Genomic DNA, 22,416 nt, shown 5'->3' with positions numbered 1-22,416 from the left:
AGGGCGGGTGGAGAACGGTCGGCCGAGCCGTGAGCCGGCGGTCTCGGAGCAAGCTGTGGCGGATGGTCGGCGGGACAGTGAGTCGGCGGTCTCGGCGCCGCAAGGGCCGGTGGCCGGGGCGGACGGTCGGTCGAGCAGTGAGTCGGTGGGTTCCGGGCAAGCCGGGCGGGTGGCTGCGGAGGACGGTCGGCCGAGCAGTAAGCCGGCGGGTACCGGTCAACCTGGGCCGGTGGCCGTGGCGGACGGTCGGCGCGAGAGTGAGCCCGCGGAAGCCGCGCAATTCGCGTCGAGGCCCGCGGATCAGGGCCGGCCCGCGGCGGGGCTGCTGCCGGGTGGGGTGGATCGCGGGAATAGTGTTCTCGCCGAACGGATGTGGCGGCACGTTGTGGTACCGGTGGGGCGGGGTCTGCGCGCACACGCGGCGGTCGCGGTGTCCGTGCTGGTACTGATCGTGGTGCTGGGCTGGGCGGTGGTGCCGGACTGGTTCGCCGGGCGGGATCCGCTCACCGGCGTGCCGGCGCAGAAGTTGCGGGGGCCGAGCGCCGAGCACTGGTTCGGCACCGACAACCTCGGCCGTGATCTTTACACCCGGGTGGTGCACGCGGCCGGAATCTCGGTGACCGCCACCGTGATCGCGGTCGGCATCGGGCTGGTCGGGGGCAGCCTGATCGGGCTCGTGTCCGGCGGTCTCGGCGGGCTCGCGGACACCGTGATCATGCGGATCGTCGATGTGCTGCTGGCCATTCCGGAGTTGCTCAGCGCGCTGGTGCTGGTGACCGTGCTCGGTGTCGGCAGCCGGAATGTCGCGCTGGCAGTGGGATTGGTGATGATGGCGCAGTTCGCGCGATTGATGCGTTCGGAGGTGTTACGGGTGCGCCGCACGCCGTATGTGGAGGCGGCGTTCGCCGCCGGGGTGCGGTGGCCGGTGGTGCTCGTGCGGCACGTGCTGCGCAACTCCTACGGGCCGGTGGTGGCGCTGGCCGCGGTCGATTTCGGCGTCGCGGTGCTGGCGGTCTCGTCGCTGAGCTTCCTCGGCTACGGCGCGAAACCGCCCACGCCGGAATGGGGTTCGCTGATCGCCGACGGCCGCAACTTCCTCGCCACCGCCTGGTGGATGACCACGCTGCCGGGCCTGGTGATCATCGCGGTGGTACTCGCGGCGCAGCGCATCGGCCGCGCCCTGGGCCGGGACGGTGCCCGATGACCACCGCACACCCGCCCGGGCGGCGGCCCGCGACCGTGACCGGCCCCGTAACCGCGTCCGGCGCAGTGACCGCGTCCGGCCCCGCGACCGCGTCCGGCCCCGTAACCGCGTCCGGCGCAGTGACCGCGTCCGGCCCCACGACCGCGTCCGGCCCCGTGACGGTGACCGGCTCCGCAACCGCGTCCGGCCCCGTGATGGTGACCGGCCCCGAAACCTCGTCGGGTCCGGCGAGTCCGACAACCGCACCGGCGCAACCGTTGTTGCGCGTCGAGGATCTGCGCGTCGAATATCCGGGGGCGGTCACGGCCGTCGCCGGCGCCTCGCTGACGGTCGCGCGCGGTGAGACGGTCGCGCTGGTCGGCGAATCCGGTTCCGGGAAGACCACTCTCGCCCATGCGGTGATCCGGCTCGGCGCCGGCGCCATCACCGGCGGCCACATCCACTTCGACGGCGAACGGATCGAGGACGCCGGGCCGCGGGTGCTGCGGCAGATCCGCGGCGCCCGGATCGGGCTGGTCCCACAGGATCCGGGCACCTCGCTGAATCCGGTGCTCCGCATCGGCGATCAGGTGGCCGAGACGCTGCGCGTCCACGGCCGGGCCACCCGCCGCGACGCCTGGGTGGCGGCGGTGGAGATCCTCACCGCCGCCGGGCTGGACCGGCCGGAGGTGCGGGCCCGGCAGTATCCGCAGGACCTCTCCGGCGGCCAACGGCAGCGGGTGCTGATCGGGATCGCGCTGGCCTGCGGCCCGCAGCTGGTGATCGCGGACGAGCCGACCAGCGCGCTGGACGTCACCGTGCAGAAGCGGATCCTGGACCACCTCGCGGCCCGCACCGCCGAATCCGGCACCGCCGTCCTGCTGATCACCCACGACCTGGGGGTGGCGGCGGACCGCGCCGATCGCATCGTGGTGATGCGCGGCGGCGAGATCGTCGAAACCGGCTCCACCGCAGCGATTCTCGGCGATCCACGGCACGAGTACACGAAGCGGCTGCTGGCCGCCGCGCCGAGCCTGGACACCGCGACCCGGCCGTCGCGCCCGGCCGCGGCCGCCCCGCTGCTGGTGGCGACCGGGCTGCGCCGGACGTTCCACATCGGTCACCGCGAGACCCTCACCGCCGTGGACGATGTCGCGCTGCACGTCGACCGCGGCGAAACCCTGGCCGTGGTGGGCGAATCCGGTTCCGGGAAGACCACCACCGCGCGCATCCTGGCCCGGCTGGAGCAGGCCGACGCGGGCAACATCAGCTTCGACGGCGTAAATCTCGCCGCGGTGCGCGGCGGCCGGCTGCGCGAACTGCGCCGCCGCATCCAGGTCGTGTACCAGAACCCTTATGCCGCACTGAATCCGAAACTCACGATCGAGGCGATCGTGACGGAACCGCTGCGCGCCTTCGGCCTCGTCGAACGCCGGGACCGGCGGCGCCGGGCCGAGGAGTTGCTCGACCAGGTCGAACTGCCCGCCGCATACGTGGCCCGGCGCCCGGCCGAACTGTCCGGCGGCCAGCGCCAGCGGGTCGCCATCGCCCGCGCCCTGGCCCTGCGCCCGGACCTGGTGGTCCTCGACGAGCCGGTCTCCGCCCTCGACGTCTCGGTGCAGGCGCAGATCCTCACCCTACTGGAGAATCTGCAGGCCGAACTGCATTCGAGCTATCTGTTCATCACCCACGATCTGGCCGTGGTCCGCCGCATCGCGGATCGGGTGGCGGTGATGCGCGACGGCCGCATCGTCGAAACGGCAAGTACCGCAGACATTTTCAGCGCGCCCACGCACGAGTACACCCGAGAGCTGCTGTCGGCCGTCCCGGGTTCGGCGGGAATCGCGGGCGGGCGGCGCGCTCCCGTCGAAAGGATTCTTCGATGACCGCACGCAGGAATCTGCTACTGGGAGTGGAACTTTCCGGTACCGGAGCGCATCCGGCGTCCTGGCGGCGCCCGGACTCCCGGGCCGAGGAGCTGTTCACCGCCGGCTACTGGCTGGACGCGATCACCGCCGCGGACCGGCACGGACTCGACATCGTGTTCCTGCCCGACTCGTTCGCCCTGCAGCCGGCGGGCGCGGCCGGCCGGCTGGAGGCGGTCGGCGTCGCCGCGCGGGTCGCGGCCGCGACGTACCGGGTCGGGTTGATCCCGCAGGTCCCGGTCACCCACACCGAACCGTTCCATGTGTCGAAGGCGGTCGCGAGCCTCGATTTCGCGACCCTCGGCCGGGCCGGCTGGGAGGTCACGGTGTCGCGCGGGCAGTCGGCGCTGTTCGGGCGCAAGGCCGAACAGGACGAGGTCTCGCTGTGGGCCGAGGCCGACGAGGCCGTCGAGGTGGTGACCCGGTTGTGGGACAGCTGGGAGGACGACGCCGAGATCCGGGATGCCGACACGGGCCGGTTCGTCGACCGGGACAAGCTGCACTACATCGACTACGCCGGTGCGCACTTCTCGGTGAAGGGCCCCTCGATCACGCCGCGGCCCCCGCAGGGGCAGCCGATCGTGGTGATCCGGGCGGCCGATCCGCACAGCACCGCGCTGGCCGTCCGGCGCGCCGACGTGATCCGGGTCGCCGCGGCCGATCTCGCGTCCGCCGCGCAGGCCCGCGCCGAACTGCGGGCCGCGGTCGCCGCCGCCGGCCGCGACCCCGATCTGGTGTCGGTCCTCGTCGACCTCGATGTGCACCTCGCCGCCACCGAGGACAACGCCGTCGTGGACGTCGCCCAACTCGAGGTGTGGACGCCGACCCCGGACCCGGTCACGTTGCGGCACATCGGAACCGCGGACACGCTGCGCGAACTGCTGGGCCGGATCAACGCCACCGGTGCGGGCGACGGGGTGGTGCTGCGGCCGCTGGCGGTGGCCGCGTTCGCCGCCGCGCTGCCGAAACTGGCTCCCCGCCTGCGGGATCGGCTCGGTCTGCCGCGTCCCGCGAACCGCTACGCCCCGACCGCCTGAGGAGAGAGATGCCGGATACGCAGGTACGCAAACAGGTTCATCTCGCGGCACACTTCCCGGGCGTCAACAACACCACGGTGTGGCGGGATCCGGACTCGGGCAGTCAGATCGACTTCGACTCCTTCGTGCACCTGGCCCGCACGGCCGAACGGGGCCTGTTCGACTTCTTCTTCCTCGCGGAAGGGCTGCGATTACGCGAGCACCGCGGCCGGATCCACGATCTGGACGTGGTGGGCCGGCCCGACACGCTCACGGTCCTGAACGCGCTGGCCGGGGTGACCACCCACCTCGGGCTGGCCGGGACGATCAACACCACCTACAACGAACCCTTCGAGCTGGCACGGCAATTCGGCACGCTGGACCACCTCTCCGGCGGCCGGGCCGCCTGGAACGCGGTCACCTCCTCCGATGCCTTCACCGGCGAGAACTTCCGCCGCGGCGGCTATCTGGAGCACGCGAAGCGATACACCCGGGCCGCCGAGGTGGTCGACGCCACCCGCGCGCTGTGGGACAGTCGGCCCGGGCCGCCGATCGTGGATCGCGATCGGGGAATCTTCACTGCCCCCGTCCCGGCCGTGCGATTCCACAGCGAGCAGTTCGACATCGAGGGACCGTTCGTGCTGCCGCCGAGCCCGCAGGGCCATCCGGTGCTGTTGCAGGCCGGCGATTCGGCCGAGGGCCGGGAGTTCGCCGCCGCCAAGGCCGATGCGATCTTCAGCATGCACGGTGAGCTCGAGGACGGGCAGTCGTTCTATCGCGATGTCAAGGGGCGGCTCGCGAAATACGGCCGCTCCCGGGAGGATCTGCTGATCCTGCCCGCCGCCACCTTCGTCCTCGGCGACACCCACGCCGACGCGCAGGAGCGGGCCCGGCACATCCGGTTGCAGCAGGTCGGCCCGCAGACCGCGCTCGCCTTCCTCGAACAGGTCTGGGGCCGTGACCTTTCCGGTTACGACCCGGACGGACCACTGCCCGACGTGGAGCCGGCCGACGACGTGAACATCACCCGCGGCCGGGTCCGGCACGCCAAGGATCCGCGCGCGGTCGCCGAGGCGTGGCGGTCCCGGGCCGAGGCCGAGGGGCTCAGCATCCGCGAGCTGATCATCGCGGTCACCACCCGGCAGCAGTTCGTCGGCACCCCCGCCGAGGTGGCCGCGGAGATCGATCGCTACGTGCAGCACGACGCCTGCGACGGCTTCGTGCTCGTCCCGCACCTGACCCCGGCCGGCCTCGACGACTTCGTCGCGAAGGTCGTCCCGGAACTCCAGGACCGCGGCAGTTTCCGCACCGAATACACCGGCACGACCCTGCGCGAACACCTGGGCCTGCGCCATCCCCACCGGACCAGCGAAGGAGTACGCGCCTCATGACCGGCATCCCTCTCTCCGTTCTCGATCTGTCGCCGGTGAGCGCCGGATCGACCCCGCAACAAGCGCTCCGGAACACCATCGACCTGGCGAGGCACGCCGAGAGCTGGGGTTACCGCCGATTCTGGCTGGCCGAACACCATTTCGTGCAGGTCGCCAGCTCGGCCAGCATCACCCTGATCGGCCTGGTCGCCGCCGCCACCGAGACCATCCGGGTGGGATCGGCCGCGGTCCAGCTCGGGCACCACACCTCGGCCTCCGTGGTCGAGGCGTTCGGCACCATCGACGCGCTGTATCCGGGCCGTCTGGATCTCGGCCTCGGCCGCTCCGGACACCGTGGCCCCCAGTTGCGCGGCGAGGGCGCACCGCCCGCCGCGCCGCCCCGCGAGACCGAGGTGCGCGACGGCGTGGTGATCCCGCCGCCGTTCAGTCCCGGGCAGTTCCTGAACCTGTCGCGGCTGCTGGCCGGTCAGGCGGCCCTGCAACTGCCGGGCGCGCAGCCGATCGAGTACACCCGGCAGGTACACGAGATCCGCGCCCTCCTGGACGGCAGTTACGAGACCCCGGACGGTGTCGCGCTGCACGCGGTCCCGGGCGAGGGGGCCGATATCGAGTTGTGGCTGTTCGGATCCAGCGGCGGCGAGAGTGCGCGGCTGGCCGGGCAATTGGGCCTGCCGTTCGCCGCCAACTATCACGTCTCACCCGGAACCATTCTGGAAACCGTTGCGGCGTATCGTGATTCGTTCAAGCCATCGATCCGCCACCCGAAGCCGTACCTGGTGGTGTCCGCGGATGTGGTGGTGGCCGAGGACGAATCGGCCGCGCAGCGGCTCGCCGCCAGTTACGGCCATTGGGTGTACAGCATCCGCAGCGGCGCCGGAGCCGACGCCTATCAGGATCCCGACACCGCCGGCGCGCTCACCGGCGAGCAGCGGCAACTGATCGAGGACCGCCTGGCCACCCAGTTCGTCGGCACCCCCGCGCAGGTCGCGGCGCGGCTCACCGCACTGCAGGAACTGACCGGCGCCGACGAGATCGTGATCACCAGCGTCACCTTCCGGCACGCGGATCGGCTGAACTCGCACCGGTTGCTGGCCCGGGAATGGGGTCTGACCGGGGCGAACGGCAGCGCGCCGGTGGACGCGGTCGTCACGAACGGGTCGCGCTGATCGGGGCGTAGCGCCAGGATCCGGCCCCGGTCAGCTCCAGCCGGGCGGTGTGCAGGCGCACCACCGACTCCCGGTGCGCGGTGCTGATCAGGACCAGATCCGGCAGGTCGGCGCGCAACCGGGCATAGAGCGCGGCCTCCATGTCCGGATCCAGGGCCGAGGTCGCCTCGTCCAGGAAGGCGACCTCCGGTCCGATCAGCAGGATCCGGGCGAACGCGAGCCGCTGCTGTTCGCCCGGCGACAACACCATCGCCCAATTGGCGTCCTCGTGCAGCCGCGGCACCAGCGCGTCGAGTTGCACCCGGTGCAGCGCGTCGGCGAGCGCGCCGTCGGACAGGCAGCCGGGCAGGCCCGGATAGGTCACCGTGGTGTGCAACGGCCCCAGCGGCAGATACGGCATCTGGGGTGAGAACACCACCCGTCCGTCCGCGGGGCGGCCGATCGTCCCGTCGACATACGGCCACATCTCCGCGAGCGCGCGCAGCAATGTGGTCTTGCCGCAACCGGACGGACCGGTGACGACCACCGCGTCGCCGCCGGTCAGGCGCAGGGTCAGGTTCTCGATCAGCCGGGTGCCGTCGGGGCGGGCCAGGTTGATGCCGGCCAGATCGACGACCCGCGGCTCGTGCCGGGTGGTGATCCGCGGCAGTCGCCGGGTGCGGTCGTCGTCGCACAGCAAACCGTCCAGGCGGGCCAGCGTGGCCCGGAACGCGGCGAAGGTGGTGTAGTTGTTGCGGAAATAGGACAGCGAACTCTGGATCTGCCCGAACGCCGCTCCGGTCTGCTGCACGTCGCCGAGCGTCAGCCGGCCGTCGAAGAACCGCGGCGCCTGCAACAACCACGGCACCACGAACGCGGCCTCGGTGGCGGTCTGGTTCCAGCCGATCAACGCGGTGGTGCGGTTCACCAGGCTCCGATACACCCGCAACACCTCCTCGAAGCGGGCGTGCAGGCCGTGCTCCTCGGCCGCCTCGCCGCGGTAGAACGCGATCGGTTCCGCGTTCTCCCGCAACCGGACCAGCGAATACCGGAAGTGCGCGGTCACCGCCTGATAGCGGAATCCCAGCCCGACCAGCGGCCGGCCGATCCGGAACGCGACCAGGCTCGCCACCAGCACGTAGACCAGCACCAGGAACACCATCGCGCGCGGCATCTCGGCGCCGAGGACGTTCAGCGGTCCGGACAGCCGCCACAGGATCCAGGCGAACGACAGCACCGACAGCACCGCCGACAGCGCCCCCAGCGACAGCGCGCGGGCCATCGCGATCATGTCGCCGACGTCCTGCTGGATGCGCTGGTCGGGGTTGTCGGTCGGATGGTCCAGGAAGCGGCTGCGGTAGTACACCCGGTCATCGATCCAGTCGCTCGCCATCCGGTCCGTCAGCCAGCGGCGCCAGCGGATCTCGAACAGCTGGCCGAGGTAGTAGTCCAGCTGCGCGCGCGCCACATCGATCACGGCCAGCACCGCGAACACCACCAGCGAATCGCGGAACCGCCCGCCCGCGGCGTTCAACGCCGCCCGGTCGCCGCGGCCGATCGCCTCGGCCGCGAACTGCAAGGCCGAGAACATGTCGTTGCCCTGATAGGACGTCAGCACCTGGATCTTGACCGCGACCACCGTGATCAGCACGAGCACGGCGGCGTACCCGAGGGTCAGCGCGCCGGTGCGGCCGCGGAAGAACGCGCCGGTCACGTGGCCGAAATGCCGGCCCCACTCGGTGAGCCGCAGGGCGAGCCACCCGACCACGCCGCACGCGGCCGTCGAGAGGACGAAGACGATCGCCAGCCACCGCACCGACTCGATCGGCACGGCACCCCAATCCAGCGACTCGGTCAGCGTGGCCTCCGGTCGTTCCACGGGCACAGTCGGTCACAGGTCGAGCAGGCGAGACGGCGCCACGGCGGGCGGCGATGTCACAGTAATTGCCGGACGGCCGCATACGTCGGATGCGGTACCCGCAGACGCGCCGCCGCGACGGCCGATCAGCCGTCGATGAACTCGAGCCGGTTCCCGGCCCCGTCCTCGGAGTGGAAACGTCGCCGGCCCGGGATCTCCGCCGGATCGGCCCAGGTGACCGGACTGCCCGCGGCGGTCAGCGCGGCGGCCGTGGCCTCGGCGTCCACCACGAACGCGGGATGGGCCTTGCGGGCCGGCCGGAAATCGGCCTCCACGCCGACGTGCAGTTCGCTGTCCGGCCCGCCGTGACCCGGGATCCGGAACCAGCAGCCGCCACGGGCCGCGAGCAGCGGCGGCTTGGGCAGCTCCGGCCAGCCGAGCACGCCGGTGTAGAAGGCGCGCTGGCGATCCTCCCCGCCGGGCGGGCAGCCGACCTGCACGTGATGGAGCATGCCTGCCAGGGTAGCCGCGGCCTCCACCCGTAGGTGGAAATCCGCTGGACGACAGGTTGATTCGACGGGAATTCGATTGACCCGGGCCGCCGCCGTTTCGATAGTGGAGCGGTGACCGCACTCGCGTTACCGCGGGCCACCGGCGGCATCGGGTGGCGATTCTGGCGCTCTCCCGGCGGCCAGCCGGGCTGGGCCCGTCCGGCCCTGTTGCTCGTGGCCGCCGTCGCGGCGGTGAGTTACGCGTGGGGCATCACCGAGCTGGTCCCGCACATCTACTACGCGGCCGCCGTCCGATCGATGGCCTCGTCCTGGCACGACTTCTTCTTCGCCGCCTTCGATCCCGACGGGCTGATCAGCATCGACAAACTACCCGGCGCGTTCTGGGTGCAGGCACTGTCGGTGCGGCTGTTCGGGCCGCACGTGTGGGCGCTGGCCCTGCCGCAGGTGATCGAGGGGGTGCTGACCGTCCTGGTGCTGTATCGCGCGGTGCGGCGCACGGCCGGACCGGTGGCCGGACTGGTCGCGGCGGTGGTGGTGGCCGCCACCCCGGTGACGGTCGCGCTCGATCGCGGCAACATCTCCGACACCCTGCTCGTCCTGCTGCTGGTCCTCGCGGCCGACCGGACGCTGGCCGCGATCCGGTTCGAGAATCCCCGAAATCTTTGGTACGCGGGACTTTTCGTGGGCCTCGCATTCCAGGCCAAGATGGTGCAGGCCTGGCTGATCGTGCCGGTGCTCGCGCTGGCCTTTCTGGTGGCGCGGACCGGCGTGCGGCCGGTGCGACGGCTGGCCGAGATCGCCGGTTTCGGGGCCGTGACGCTGGTCGTGTCGCTGAGCTGGATGACCGTGGTGAGCCTGATCCCGGCCCGGCGCCGGCCGTATGTGGACGGCAGCGGCCACGATTCGCTGTTCGAGCAGGTCTTCGTCTACAACGGCGCGGCCCGGGCGGACAGCGGGTTCAGTGTCGGCGCCGCCAACTTCGCGCTGGGGCCGGGCGGCACGAGCTATCGCGATCGGCTGGTGCTCGGCCCCGACGACCGGCTCGGCCACGTCTTCACCGGTGCGGGTGGCCGGGAGATCGGCTGGCTGATTCCGCCGGCGCTGCTGATCCTCACGGCCGTCGCGGTGTCGGTGTGGAAACGCCGCCGCGGCAACGGATCTACCGACCGCGCCGATTTCGCGGACCGCGCCGACCTCGCTAACCGCGCCGATTTCGCCGCGCAGCCGGCCGCGGTGATGCTCTGGGGCGGCTGGCTGCTGGTGTACCTTGCGGTCTTCCTCGCCGCCGGCACGATCAACCCGTACTATCTGGCGGCGCTGACACCACCGGTGGCAGCGCTGATCTGCTGGGGCACAGTCGAATTCGCGACGAGGACGGAATCCGGGTGGCGCGCGGCCGTACTGCTCGCCGCGATCCTCACCGTGCTGTACGGCTGGTGGCTGTTGCGGCCCGCTCCCGCCGCGGTGCGCTGGGCCACGGTCGCGGTGGCGCTGGCGGCCTGCCTGGTCGCGGTCGGGCTACGCGGAACGACGGCTGCCGCCGCCCTGTTGATCGCCGTCCTCGCGGGCCCCGCCGTCGCCGCCGCGTCGGTGGTCGCGGACGGATACAGCGGGATCGACACGCCTTTCGAGCCGGCGGCCCAGGCCCACGTGACCCACGACATCGTCCGGGACGCGATGGCCACCGGCCCGAAACTGGTTGCCTCGGCACGTAAGACATTCCCGGCGGCCCACGATCCGGCCGTCGCCTACACCTCGATCCTGGCCGCGCCCTTCATCTTCACCACCGGCGCCGAGATTCCCCCGTTCGGCGGTTTCACCGGCACGGCACAGGCTCTCACCACCGACGATCTGGCCCGCCTGGTCGCCCACGGCGACATCGGATTCGCCCTGATCACCCCCTCGGCCGACCCTCGGGTGCGGTGGATCCAACAGCACTGCAAACACCTCCCCGGCGACGCGGGTTCGGTGGAGGCCTACATGTGCGGGCGCCCGTGAGGGGCCGGCCCGCCACCGGATCTCAGGGCAGCTGGTAGACGCAGCCCTGGCCGAGGAAGCTCCGCAGCTCGCAGAGCAGATTGTTCAGTCCGTTCGCCGAGCCCGAGGCCGAACCGGTGCCCGGCGTGGCGGCGGTGGCGGTGGCCGCCGGCAGTGCCAGCGCGGTGGTGACCAGCAGGGTGGCCGCGATCCTCTTGTGCACAGATCTCTCCGATCATCATGGGGCAGAGCACTTTTCGTCTCTCCCTGGTTCCATGACGCAGCCTAGGGATCAGCCGGGGGCCGGGACAGCCCCGAGTTCTCCGGGCGGCACAGTCGAGCAGCGCGGGCACACCGGCTCGCGCCGCTCCGCACTCGTGGACGATCCGGGCCACGATCTCGGCCGCGGCGTTGCGCGCCGGGGCGGGTGGATCGGCCGGCGTCTCCCGCACAGCGGGCGGCCGTCCGCGCCGGCCTCGACGCGGACCGCCTCGGCGAGGCCGAGACCGGGGCCCCACGGCGGCTTGCTTCGTCTCACGACGGGTGTACCGGGGTGAGGGCTCGGCGGGCGTAGGCACGGACGTCCGCGTCGGAGTCGTCGAGGACGGATTCCAGGGCGGTGCGGGCCGCGGGGTGGGCCGGCCAGTCGGCCAGGGTGAGGACGGCGGCCTTGCGGACGTCGGGGTGCGGGTCGGTCAGGGCGGGGCGCAAAGGTTCGGGGGCGGATCCGGGGCCGAGCGCGGTGTGGCCCCGGGCCGCGCCGACCCGGACCTGCCAGGCCGAATCCCGCAGCGCCGCAGCGAGAATCGGGGCGTCGTCCGCGTCGCCGAGCGGGGCTAGGGCGGCCAGGGCGGCGGCACGGACCAGTGGGTCGGGGTCCGTGGTGAGGGTGCGGAGGGTACCGGCGCCGCCCCGGCCGACGGTGGCCAGGCCCTGGGCGGCGGCGATGCGGACCTCCCGGTTCTCGTCGTGGGCGGCCGTTTCCAGGGCGGCCCAGTCGTCGAGCGACACCAGGGCGCGGACGCCTTCGACGCGGACCCGGTGGTCGGCGTCGTGTACGGCCTTCGTGAAATGTTCGGCGGTGCCGGCGCGGAGCGCGCGCAGCAGGTCGACCACGGCGGCGCGGACCTGCGGGTCGGGGGAGGCGAGGTGGGCGGGGAGGACGCCGGGGTGTGGCGGGTCGGCGACGGTGACGTCGCCGGGGAGGATCTCCACCAGTTCGCGCAGGCCCGCGATGGCGGCGGCGCGGACGGTGGTGGCGGGATCGCCGAGTGCGGTGACCAGGGCCGCGGCGAAGCCGTCCGGAGTGTTCTCGGTGAGGACCGAGAGCGCGGTGGCGCGGACTCCGGGCTGCGAATCCTCAAGGTAGGCAACAAGTTCGGCGACGGTGGGAGCGTCCAGGCGCAGCAGCTGCGCGATCCGGGGTGCGGCGGCGTCGTCCGGTTCGTCGGCGGTGCGGACGGCCGTGCGGGTGGGGGTCGCGGTCGCGCTGCCCGTGCGGGGCGGCCCGGCGATCGGGTCCGGCTGGCGGACCGGGACGGGTTCTGTTGCGGCGCTGGGCACGTCGGCGAATTCGGGGACCGGGACCAGATACGGCGCCACCGGGCGCTTCAGGAATTCCATGGCGCCGTCGGCGTTCTTGCGGAGGTTCAGGTGGTAGCGCCAGTCCGTGTCGTCGCGTCGCGGGAGGTCGGCGCGTTCGTGGTAGAGGCCCCAGCGGGATTCGGTGCGGGTCAGGGACGAGCGGGCCGCCATCTCGGCGCAGTCGCGGATGAAGGTCACCTCGGCGCATCGCATCAGCTCGTGCGGCGTCGTGGCGCCCATGCCCGCGATCTCGGTGCGCATCCGGTCGAAGGTCTCGATCGCCAGCGACAGTTTCGTCGACGTCTTCGGCGGGGCCACATAGTCGTTGACGAAGCGGCGGAGCTTGAACTCGACCTGGGGCTGCGGCGGCCCGTCGGGATGTCGCAGCGGCCGGTAGATCAACTCGTGCGCGGCGGCCAGCTGGTCGGCCGGAAGCTGTTCGGGCGCGGGCACTTCCGCGAGCGTGGATGCGGCGTGCGCGCCGGCCAGATCGCCGTAGACGAAGGCGCCGATCATGTAGTTGTGCGGTACGCAGGCCAGATCGCCCGCGGCGTACAGGCCGCCGACGGTGGTGCGGGCGTGCTCGTCCACCCATACGCCGGAGGCGGAATGCCCACTGCACAAACCGATCTCGGAGATGTGCATCTCGATGTCGTGGGTGCGGTAGTCGTGACCGCGGTTGGCGTGGAAGGTGCCGCGGGTCGGGCGTTCGGTGGTGTGCAGGATGCCCTCGAGGGATTCGAGGGTCTCGTTCGGCAGATGCGAGACCTTCAGATAGATGGGGCCCCGAGCCGATTCGATCTCCCGCTTCACCTCGGCCATCATCTGGCCCGACCAGTAGTCCGAGTCGACGAACCGCTCACCCTGCGCGTTCACCTGGTAGCCGCCGAACGGATTGGCGACATAGGCGCAGGCCGGGCCGTTGTAATCCTTGATCAGCGGGTTGATCTGGAAGCATTCGATGCCGGACAGCTCGGCGCCGGCGTGATAGGCCATGGCGTAACCGTCGCCCGCGTTGGTGGGATTCTCGTAGGTGCCGTACAGATATCCGGAGGCGGGCAGGCCGAGGCGACCGCAGGCGCCCGTCGCGAGGATCACCGCCTTCGCACCCACCGCGACGAATTCGCCCGTGCGCGTGTGCAATGCGGCCGCGCCGACGGCCCGGCCGTTCGCGGTCAGCACCCGCACCGGCATCAGCCGGTTCTCGATGCGGATCCGCTCCCGCATCTTCCGTTGCCGCAGAACCCGATACAGCGCCTTCTTGACGTCCTTGCCCTCCGGCATCGGCAGCACGTACGACCCGGAACGGTGCACCCGGCGGACCGCGTACTCGCCGTAGGCGTCCTTCTCGAACTTCACCCCGTAGCGCTCCAGCCGCTGCACCATGGCGAAGCCGCGGGTCGCCGTCTGATAGACGGTGCGCTGGTTGACGATTCCGTCGTTGGCGCGGGTGATCTCGGCGACGTAGTCCTCGGGTTCGGCCTTACCGGGGACGACGGCGTTGTTCACCCCGTCCATCCCCATGGCGAGCGCGCCGGAGTGCCGCACGTGCGCCTTCTCCAGCAGCAGCACGTTCGCGCCCTGTTCGGCGGCGGTCAGCGCCGCCATGGTGCCGGCGGTGCCGCCACCGATCACGAGCACGTCGCAGTCGAGGCGAATGACATCGGCCGGGTCCGGAATCTGCATCGCAAACGCTCCACGGAAGGTCAGGACATCACGGCGATGTCGTCGGAATAATCCAGTGCGGCAAGGATTTCGGTGCGCAGCCCGGATCGGTCGGCGGCAGCGTCGCGCGGTCGCGGCACCTCCAGCAGGGCTCGGGGCGGTTGCCCGGCGCGGCCGAGTACCACGATCCGGTCGCCGAGCAGCAGCGCCTCGTCGACATCGTGGGTCACGAAGACGACGGTGGTCGGATGGGTGTGCCAGGTGTCGATCAGCAGTCGCTGCATGGTCGCGCGGGTGCGCGAGTCCAGTGCCCCGAACGGCTCGTCCATCAGCACCGCGCGCGGCGCGCCCGCCAGGCCGCGCGCCAGTTGCACGCGCTGGCGCATACCCCCGGACAGGCGTTTCGGCAGGTGGTCACCGAAGCCGGTGAGGCCGACCTCCTCGATCCACCGGTCCGCGCGTTCCCGCCGGCCCGCCTTGGGCATGCCCCGAAGTTTCAGCGCCAGTTCGATATTGGCCCGCACCGTGCGCCAGGGCAGCAGCGCGTCGTCCTGGAACACCATCGCGCGATCGCGATCCGGCCCCGTGACCGGGTTCCCGTCGGCCAGGATTCGGCCCGCACGGGGCCGCAGCAGCCCGGCGAGTGCGCGCAGCACGGTCGACTTGCCGCAGCCGGACGGCCCGGCCAGCACCAGGATCTCGCCCGGCCGGACGTCGACCGTGAAGTCGGTGACGACAGCCGTTCCCGCATAGGCGAGTTCGACCTCGTCCAGACGCAAACTCATTCCGGCGCTGCGTATCCCGTCATCAACCGCTCGGTTCGAGGTCGGCCTCGCGCCGGGCCCGCTGGCCGCGGGTCCCCGCCGCACTGCCACTTCGGCGCTCCGATCGTTCATGCCGCGACCTCCTGTGCGCGCGGCAGCCAGCGGGTCACCCGGCGGCCGACCAGTTCGACCACCGCCGAAGTAGCCAGTCCCAGAACGCCGATGGTGATGATGCCGACGAACACCCCGGGATAGTCCACGACCGTGTAGGCGGCCCAGGTGCGGTAACCCACGCCGAGCCGGCCGGAGATCATCTCCGCCGAGATCACGCAGATCCACGACACACCCATGCCGACCGAGAGTCCGCCGAACACCCCGGGCAGGCTGCCCGGCAACACGACTCGCCGCAGCACGTCCCAGCGGCCGCCGCCCTGGGTGCGGATCGAGTCCTCCCAGATCGTCGGCAGCGCACGCACCGCGTGCCGGGTGCTGACCATGATCGGGAAGAAGGCCGCGAGGAAGGTGATGAACACGATCCCGGCCTCGTCGGTGGGGAACAGCAGGATCGCCACCGGCACGATCGCGATCGCGGGCACCGGCCGGAGCAGTTCGGTCAACGGCCCCAGCACATCCGACAACAGCGGCGACCGCGCCAGCGCGATACCCGTTGCCACACCGAGCACTCCGGCCAGCCCGAATCCGCTGACGATGCGGATCAACGACTGCGCCAGATCCAGCCAGTAGGTGTTCGTCCCCAGCTGCTTCCCCAGCGCATGCAGGATCTGGGTCACCGTCGGCAACGTGTCGAAGCGAACCCAGATCCGAACGTGGTTGGCGGTCAACAGCTGCCAGGCCAGTACGGCCAGCAGTACCGACACCACCCGGATCGCTCGCGACCGCCATACGCCGCGGCCTCGAACCGGCGTCGCCGGTCCGGCGGGCCGGGCATCCGCCTCGCTCACGGCCGCCGGGACAGGTAACGTACCGACACTCATGACCGACCTCCCGGTGCTGATCGTCTCGAGCAGGCTCGCGCGCTCACGACCGCACCTCGCCGACGGCCTGCTCGTACGAGACCGCCGTGCCGCCGGGATGCGCGGCGAGATACCGCTGCACCGCGGCGGGTGTGGTGAACGGCAGATAGGTGTCGCCCGCGTGCACCCACAGGGCCTTGTCGGCGAACCAGCGGGTCCCGAATTCGGCGTCCGGCACGTAGGCGGCGCGTACCTTCTTCCCCTGGGCCCGAGCCAGTTTCACCGCGCGCAGCAGGCTGGTGGGATCCGCCGCGGGGGTGGCGGCGTCCTGGCCGTCGAGCCAGATCTCGCCCGCCAGCGCGGGATCGGACACCGGGCGGTTCGCCACCGGATCGGTACCGGTGATCGGCGCCGGATTACCGAAGTTCGCCACGGCCGCGTCGTAGTTCGCGCCGTGTTCGGCGAACGCCTTGCGCAGCGGTTCGTCGTTCACGAAGCCGTCGATGTCCAGGTCGGCGAAGTCGCCGATCGACTTCAGGTACGGCACATCACCTTTGAACGCCGAAATCAGTTGCGGCTTCAGCGGGGTGTCGAAGGAGGTGCCGCCCGGGCCGTTGTACAGGTACACCACCTCCGGCGGCAGCCCCGAGCCGTCCGCGACCAGTTTCGCCGCCTCCAGCGGGCGCTGGTGCAGGAAGTCGGTCGCGTCGAGTTGCGCCTGGAGGAAGGCGTCGAGCACCTCCGGATGGTCCTTCGCGTAGTCACGGCGGGCCACCACACCGTGGAAGGTGGGCACGTTCAGCTCGGCGCCGTCGTACAGCAGCTTCGCCTTGTTCTGGAACACCAGTAACCCGGGCCACGCCACGAACTGCGACAGCGCCTGCACCTGACCGGATTCCAGGGCCGACGCGCCGACCTGCGGTTGCTGGTTGAGCACCTCGACGCCGGACTTCGGGTCGATACCGGTGCGGCTCAACGCCTGTCGCAGCAATCCGTCGCTGGCCGAGCCGACGCTGGACGAAACCTTCCGTCCCGCCAGATCGCGCAGCGACTGCACCGGCGAATCCTGGCCCACCACGATCATGTTCAGCGATCCGTGCGGCTGATAACCGGTGACGGAGACCAGTTCGGTGCGCGACTTCTCCGCCGCCTGGGTGCGGGAGCCGTTGATCAGCAGCGGGTAGTCGCCCATCGAGCCGATATCGATCTTCTGCGCGACCATCTGGGCCGTGATCGGAGCGCCGGTGTCGTAATCCTGCCACTCCACCCGATACTTCGGGCCGCCCTTCGCGCTGAGCGCGGAAAGACGTTGTTCCAGATAACCTTTCGCCTTCAGCAGGGTGCCGGCGGTGACCGTGTTGATGGTCCTGGACTGGTATCCGACGACGACCGCGACGGTGCCGGCGGAATCCGAAGTGCTGTCGAGCGAACAACCGGCCGCGGCCAGGGCCAGGGACGCGGCGACGGCGATGAGACGGGCAGGACGGTACTTCATGGGGTTCCTTGCGGGGGCAGCGCCACGGCAGCAGCGCGGGAGGCGGACGCGGATTCGCCGCTCGATGTGGATGACTGTGAATATGCTGCGGCGCGACGACTTCGGTGCAGCGAGTCGCGGTTCAGCGCAGCAGATAGGGCATGTTCACGGTGACCGCGCCGGTGGGACAGCGCGCCGCGCACGGTCCGCAGTACCAGCACTCGTCGACGTGCATGAACGCCTTGCCGTTGTCCGGGTTGATCGCCAGCGAATCCAGCGGGCAGATCTCCACGCACAGCGTGCAGCCCTGGATACACAGGGATTCGTCGATGGTCACCGGGACGTCGGCGCGCTGGTTGACCAGTGTCATCGGATCAGTCTCCAATCGCTGGCGTCGGCGGGCCGGAACAGGCTGCCGCGCATGGTGATACGGTCGCCGCGCATCCGGATGTACTCCAGATCCACCGGGCGGCCGTCGTCGAGCCGGGTCAGCCGCTCGAGCAGCAGCAGGGCGCCGCCCTCCGGCATCTGCAGGGTGGCCGCCGAATGGGTGTCGGCGGTGATCGCCTCCAGGACCAGATCGGCGGAACCGAGTGGGCCGCCGCTGATCTCCTCGATGAGGGCGAAGATGTCGTTGGATTCCAGATCGCGGGTCAGCACGGCCTCGCCGATGTCGGGGGCGAGGTACGTGAGGTCGAGGCTGAGCGGCAGATCGCCGAGGTAGCGCAGCCGCTCGAGGTAGACCGCCCGCTCGCCCGGTGCCAGGCACAGCCGGCGCGCGACGGCGGGCGGCGGATCCTCCAGCCGGGCCGCGCGCACCTCGTTGCGCACCTCGCCGTGCCCGCGCAGGGTCTCCTTCAGTCCGCGCAGGGTGTCCAGGCCGTGATCGTATTTGCGCTGGGCCACATGGGTGCCCACCTTGGGAGCGCGCTCGATGAGCCGCTCGTCCTTCAACAGGGCCAGCGCGTCGCGCACGGTGTTGCGGGAGACGGCGAATTCCGCGGCCAGTTCACCCTCGTTCGGCAACGCGTGCGCGAAGGTTCCGGTATGGATCTGCTGACGCAGGACGTCGGCCACCTGCCGGGCGCGGTCCGCGCGCCGGACCCGCTCGCCACCGCCGGTGCGTACCGGCCGGTCGGTGATATCGATCCCATCCGTATCCACCGGCCGCAGTCGGTGATCGGGCCCACGGCCGCCGGTGGACGTAATCGCGGCCGGCTCGCTTCCGCCCGGCCCGCCGTCCGGACCGGGGTCGTGCGACGGCGCCGGTACTGGCGTCATCCCATCCTCCTTCATGCCCGTGACCTGCTGATTCGTCACTGTACCGAGGGTGTTCGCCGACAGCGGGTGACCGCGGCCGGCGCTGTGGCGCGGGCGGCGGATTCCGCCGCCGCTCCGGTGGCCCGGGCCTGGCTGGATGCACCGGATCCGGGCTATTGCGCCACCGGCCGCACGCGGGCAAAAGTTATGTTCACGGTGATCGGAATGGATGCAGACCGGCCGGTCTGGCGTCTTCGAGACATGGGATGTTACATTTTGAAACATGTCTCCCAGCCATCCGAACGCCGCACACGTCACGTATGTGACGGTTGCGCTCGGTGTACGGCTGCCGCGGCAACGGGAGCTGTGTTGCTCCCGGCCGCGCAGCTGAGAACCGCTCTTCGAGTCCTCCGGTAAGACCCTCTCGGGCCCTTCTCGCTGCCTTGTTGCTGTTTCGAACCGTCCCCTCGCCGCGGGGACCTCAACAAGGATTGCCGCCTCATGACGAGCCCCACCCTCGAGCGACCGTCTAATTCCGCCCTGTCCGCCACCCGGACCGCGCCCGCCCGTCCCGCCGTTCCCCCCGAACTGCGCATCGCCGACAACCCGGCCGCCGCAGTTCTCCGGGCCGCCACCCGTGGCCCCATCTTCCGTGACACCGCCGCACAGGCAACCGGTTTGAGCATCGCCACCGTCAATCGCCAAGTGGCGTCGCTGCTTTCGGCCGGTCTGCTGCGAGAACGGGCCGATCTCACCGCCTCCGGTGCGGTCGGACGTCCCCGGGTGCCGTTCGAGGTCGACACCGACTCGTACGCCACCCTGGGTGTGCACATCGGCGCCAACGTCACCCGCATGATCGCCGCCGACCTGTCCGGCCGCATCCTGGGCGGCCTGGAGATCGCCACCCCGCAGACCACGCAGGACGCCGCGCTCACCATCATCGCCCGCAGCGCCAAGGCCTTCCTGGACCGGTTACCCCGCCGCCGCCCGTTGTGGAGCGGCGTCGCACTGGCCGGCCGGGTCGACGCGACCGCCGGTGTGGTGGACCATCCCCGCCTCGACTGGCACGCCGCGCCGGTCGGCGCGGTGTTCGGCAGCGTGCTGGATCTGCCGGTGTCGGTCGCCGCGCACGTGGAGGCGATGGCCGCCGCCGAACTGCTGCTGGCCACCGGCGAAGAGCCGCGGACGCATCCCGACAGCAGCCTCTACATCTACGCGCGGGAGACCGCCGGTATCGCGGTGACGCTGCACGATCGGGTGCACACGCCGAGCAGTGGTCCCGGCTCGATCGCGCACCTGCCCACCGGTTCCGACATCGAATGCGCCTGCGGCCGGCGCGGCTGCCTGGAGGCCACCATCGGCGAGGCGGCGGTGCTGAGCCGGGCGGTCCGGGCCGGCATCGTGCCCAAGCGGGAGGCGCCGCGCCGCCCGGTGATCGCCGATCTGTACCGGGCGGCCGACTCCGGGTCGGAACCGGCGCGCGAGATGCTGCTGGAGCGAGCCGAGATCCTCGGTCGCGCAGCCGCTCTGATCCGCGACATGTTCAACCCGGATCGGGTAGTGCTGGGCGGCCAGGCCTTCACGGGCTATCGTCCCGGAGTCGACCGAGTGGCAAGGGCTTTCGCGCAGAGCACCACCCTGCCTCCGGCCGATCTGCGGATCAGCCGGTTCGGCGGCCGGGTGCAGGAGCACGCCGCGGCGGTCACCTCGCTGAGCGTCTTCTACGCCGATCCCCTGTCGGCCATGCGGCGCGCCACCCGCACCCCGCGCTGACCCGCCGGCCTCACCGACTCAGGACGCGAACCGCGTTGTCGCGCAACGCGATACCGGTTCGCGTCTTGGGCGCCAGCAACATCCCGGCGGAACGGAATCCGCGCTGCCGCGGCCGCACCAGACGGCGATGCCGCCGCTCGTACCGGGCGAGCGCCCCCGCGATGTCACCGGGCGTGGCGCCGAGTTCCTCGGCGAGCGTGTACGCGCCGCAGATCGCGAGCGTGGAACCGTCGCCGAACAACGACAGGCTCGAAGCAGCGTCGCCGACCAGGGTGATCCGACCGGAACTCCAGTGCGGCAACATCACTCGCGTCACCGCGTCGAAATACACATCCTCGGCCACCCGCACCGCGTCCAGATACGGCCGGAACACCCCCAGCCGCCCGCCGTACACCGCCGAGATCATCGCCCGCTGCCGCTCGATATCGCGATAGTCGAGGTCCGGCACCGGCGCGTGCCGGAACATGAAGGCCGCCACCGGTTGTCCCACACCCGGATGGACGGACAGCGCCGCGCCCGGCAGGTTGTACATCACGACCTCGTCCGGCTCGCCGAACGCCCGCTCCACCGGCAGCGTCGCCACGTACATGCCGAGATTGCGGGTGAACTCCGACTCCGGCCCGAAGGCCAGCCGCCGAGTCGCCGAATGAACACCGTCCGCGCCGACCACGAGATCGAAATGCGCCGCTTCGCCCCGCGCGAAGGTCACATCGACCCCGGATGCGGTGGGAGTGAGCGCGGTAACACTGTCGTCCCAACGGATCTCGGCCGCCTCGGCGGCGGCCGCCAGCAAGGTCGAGGCCAGCGTGGCCCGGGAAACCTCCACCTCACGATCACCGGCCGAACCCTGAAACGACCGCATCCGCACCGACGACCGCACCCGCCCCCCGTCGTCGGTGAAAACGAGCCGACTCGTGCGCGAGCCCGCAGCGCGCAACGTCGGCATCACCCCCATCCGCTCGGCCACGTCCACCGCGCCCCCCTTCACATCGACCGGGTTCCCGCTGGAGCGTTGCCCCGTGGCCCGTTCGACGACGGTGACCCGATAGCCGTGCCGGCTCAGCCAATAAGCCAGGGTCGAACCGGCGACACCGGCCCCAGAGATCAGGACGTCAGCGCCCATGTCAGCCTCCCAAGTCGGAGTGGACGAATTTCGTCCGCTTCATCCCTCAAGCTACACTAACCGGAACAATTTCGTCCACATAGATTTCGTACCATGTCGATCAGCGGAAGTCCGACAAGTTCGAAAGGTGCCCCACCCATGGCCGAACACCTGCGAGCCGACGCCCGCAGCAACCGCGATCAGATCCTGGCCGCGGCCCAGATCATCTTCCGCGAACACGGCACAGACGTCCCGATGAAAACCATCGCCGACCAGGCCGGGGTAGGCATAGGCACCCTGTACCGCCGCTTCCCCGACCGCGCCGCGCTGATCAGCGCAGCGGCCCACGCCTACCTCTCGGGCCTGGCCGACCTGGCCACCACCGCCGAGGCCGAGGAGGAAGGCGCCTGGCCCACCCTGTGCCGAATCCTGCGGGAATGCGCCGAACTACGCCTGGGCGCAATGGCATCCGCCCTGGAACCCGGCCTCCACGGCGACATCCGCAACGACCCGACCCTGGCCGCCCCCCGCACCCGAATAGCAGACCGCATCCTGGCCCTGACCGAACAAGCACACGCCGACGGCGACCTCCGCCCAGACGTCACAGCCGACGACATAGCAAGCCTGATGACCCTCCAAATTTACGTCCCACCGGACCACTCCTACCCCGAAGCCGTCCAGCGCGTGATGACGATAGCCCTGACCGAGCGCATGGAGGAGGAGCTCGACTATCGCCTGGAGGCGAACAACCAGCGCGCCTTCGCCGCGGGTTACGACGGACATCCCACGTTCGTGGTGCCGAAGGTGGTGGCC

Annotated in this window: 18 protein-coding genes; 8 read left to right on the top strand and 10 right to left on the bottom strand. The window is 70.8% G+C overall.

All coding sequences use genetic code 11. From position 1 onward, the window contains the following. Positions 1-370 precede the first annotated feature (370 nt). The 5 genes from NRB56_RS11895 (at position 371) to NRB56_RS11875 (ending at position 6,681) form a co-directional block, all read left to right on the top strand. The gene (locus NRB56_RS11895; protein ID WP_227837645.1) at positions 371-1,204 is read left to right on the top strand and encodes an ABC transporter permease; all 834 of its coding nucleotides are present in this window, start codon (positions 371-373) and stop codon (positions 1,202-1,204) included. A 194-nt stretch (positions 1,205-1,398) separates the two neighbouring features. Beyond that, entirely contained in the window at positions 1,399-3,069 is a 1,671-nt protein-coding gene (locus NRB56_RS11890; RefSeq protein WP_153342052.1) for a dipeptide ABC transporter ATP-binding protein, read from the top strand. Beyond that, positions 3,066-4,145, top strand: a complete 1,080-nt coding sequence (locus NRB56_RS11885; RefSeq protein ID WP_153341465.1) for an LLM class flavin-dependent oxidoreductase — start codon at positions 3,066-3,068, stop codon at positions 4,143-4,145. Before NRB56_RS11890 ends, NRB56_RS11885 begins: the two co-directional genes overlap by 4 nt. Positions 4,146-4,153: 8 nt before the next feature. Beyond that, complete coding sequence (locus NRB56_RS11880; RefSeq protein ID WP_153341463.1) at positions 4,154-5,515, top strand: NtaA/DmoA family FMN-dependent monooxygenase; 1,362 nt, start codon at positions 4,154-4,156, stop codon at positions 5,513-5,515. Continuing rightward, positions 5,512-6,681 (top strand): LLM class flavin-dependent oxidoreductase, encoded by a 1,170-nt coding sequence (locus NRB56_RS11875; protein WP_153341461.1) that lies wholly within the window; start codon positions 5,512-5,514, stop codon positions 6,679-6,681. Before NRB56_RS11880 ends, NRB56_RS11875 begins: the two co-directional genes overlap by 4 nt. Here NRB56_RS11875 and NRB56_RS11870 read toward each other — a convergent pair. Beyond that, positions 6,662-8,539 carry an ABC transporter ATP-binding protein/permease gene (locus NRB56_RS11870; protein ID WP_319942876.1) on the bottom strand — a complete coding sequence of 626 codons (1,878 nt, stop codon included), beginning with the start codon at positions 8,537-8,539 and terminating at the stop codon, positions 6,662-6,664. The genes NRB56_RS11875 and NRB56_RS11870 overlap by 20 nt on opposite strands. Before the next feature lie 125 nt (positions 8,540-8,664). Continuing rightward, the gene (locus tag NRB56_RS11865) at positions 8,665-9,030 is read right to left on the bottom strand and encodes a VOC family protein (RefSeq protein WP_153341459.1); all 366 of its coding nucleotides are present in this window, start codon (positions 9,028-9,030) and stop codon (positions 8,665-8,667) included. Between the two features lie 111 nt (positions 9,031-9,141). Here NRB56_RS11865 and NRB56_RS11860 point away from each other — a divergent pair, with 111 nt between their 5' ends. After that, positions 9,142-11,028, top strand: coding sequence for an ArnT family glycosyltransferase (locus tag NRB56_RS11860; protein WP_153341457.1), 1,887 nt, complete (start codon positions 9,142-9,144; stop codon positions 11,026-11,028). Positions 11,029-11,050: 22 nt separating this feature from the next. Here the strand turns inward: NRB56_RS11860 and NRB56_RS11855 are convergent, their stop codons facing one another. From NRB56_RS11855 to NRB56_RS11825, 7 genes are all read right to left on the bottom strand, one after another. Then, positions 11,051-11,230 carry a hypothetical protein gene (locus tag NRB56_RS11855; RefSeq protein ID WP_153341455.1) on the bottom strand — a complete coding sequence of 60 codons (180 nt, stop codon included), beginning with the start codon at positions 11,228-11,230 and terminating at the stop codon, positions 11,051-11,053. A gap of 311 nt (positions 11,231-11,541) precedes the next feature. Continuing rightward, positions 11,542-14,277: a fumarate reductase/succinate dehydrogenase flavoprotein subunit gene (locus NRB56_RS11850; RefSeq protein WP_153341453.1), complete on the bottom strand. Its 2,736-nt coding sequence runs from the start codon at positions 14,275-14,277 to the stop codon at positions 11,542-11,544. 20 nt (positions 14,278-14,297) lie between these two features. Beyond that, a complete protein-coding gene (locus tag NRB56_RS11845) occupies positions 14,298-15,041 on the bottom strand; it encodes an ABC transporter ATP-binding protein (protein WP_153341451.1) in 744 nt (247 codons plus the stop codon). 107 nt (positions 15,042-15,148) lie between these two features. Next, the gene (locus NRB56_RS11840; RefSeq protein WP_153341449.1) at positions 15,149-16,015 is read right to left on the bottom strand and encodes an ABC transporter permease; all 867 of its coding nucleotides are present in this window, start codon (positions 16,013-16,015) and stop codon (positions 15,149-15,151) included. 43 nt (positions 16,016-16,058) lie between these two features. Continuing rightward, positions 16,059-17,489, bottom strand: coding sequence for an ABC transporter substrate-binding protein (locus NRB56_RS11835; RefSeq protein ID WP_153341447.1), 1,431 nt, complete (start codon positions 17,487-17,489; stop codon positions 16,059-16,061). Positions 17,490-17,610: 121 nt separating this feature from the next. Further along, positions 17,611-17,838, bottom strand: coding sequence for a 4Fe-4S dicluster domain-containing protein (locus tag NRB56_RS11830; RefSeq protein WP_019931803.1), 228 nt, complete (start codon positions 17,836-17,838; stop codon positions 17,611-17,613). Further along, positions 17,835-18,749 (bottom strand): GntR family transcriptional regulator, encoded by a 915-nt coding sequence (locus NRB56_RS11825; RefSeq protein ID WP_227837594.1) that lies wholly within the window; start codon positions 18,747-18,749, stop codon positions 17,835-17,837. The genes NRB56_RS11830 and NRB56_RS11825 overlap by 4 nt, the downstream gene beginning before the upstream one ends. A 480-nt stretch (positions 18,750-19,229) precedes the next feature. Here NRB56_RS11825 and NRB56_RS11820 point away from each other — a divergent pair, with 480 nt between their 5' ends. Beyond that, positions 19,230-20,501, top strand: coding sequence for an ROK family transcriptional regulator (locus NRB56_RS11820; protein WP_153341445.1), 1,272 nt, complete (start codon positions 19,230-19,232; stop codon positions 20,499-20,501). Positions 20,502-20,511: 10 nt separating this feature from the next. Here the strand turns inward: NRB56_RS11820 and NRB56_RS11815 are convergent, their stop codons facing one another. Further along, positions 20,512-21,624, bottom strand: coding sequence for an FAD-dependent oxidoreductase (locus NRB56_RS11815; RefSeq protein WP_153341443.1), 1,113 nt, complete (start codon positions 21,622-21,624; stop codon positions 20,512-20,514). Positions 21,625-21,762: 138 nt separating this feature from the next. Here NRB56_RS11815 and NRB56_RS11810 point away from each other — a divergent pair. After that, positions 21,763-22,416 (top strand): TetR family transcriptional regulator (locus tag NRB56_RS11810; RefSeq protein WP_153341441.1); only part of this gene is annotated, 654 nt, incomplete at its 3' end.

The organism is Nocardia aurantia (assembly GCF_009604425.1).
Lineage (GTDB): Bacteria > Actinomycetota > Actinomycetes > Mycobacteriales > Mycobacteriaceae > Nocardia > Nocardia aurantia.
Note: the sequence above shows the minus strand (reverse complement) of the source record. Positions and strands in the feature narration are given on the sequence as shown.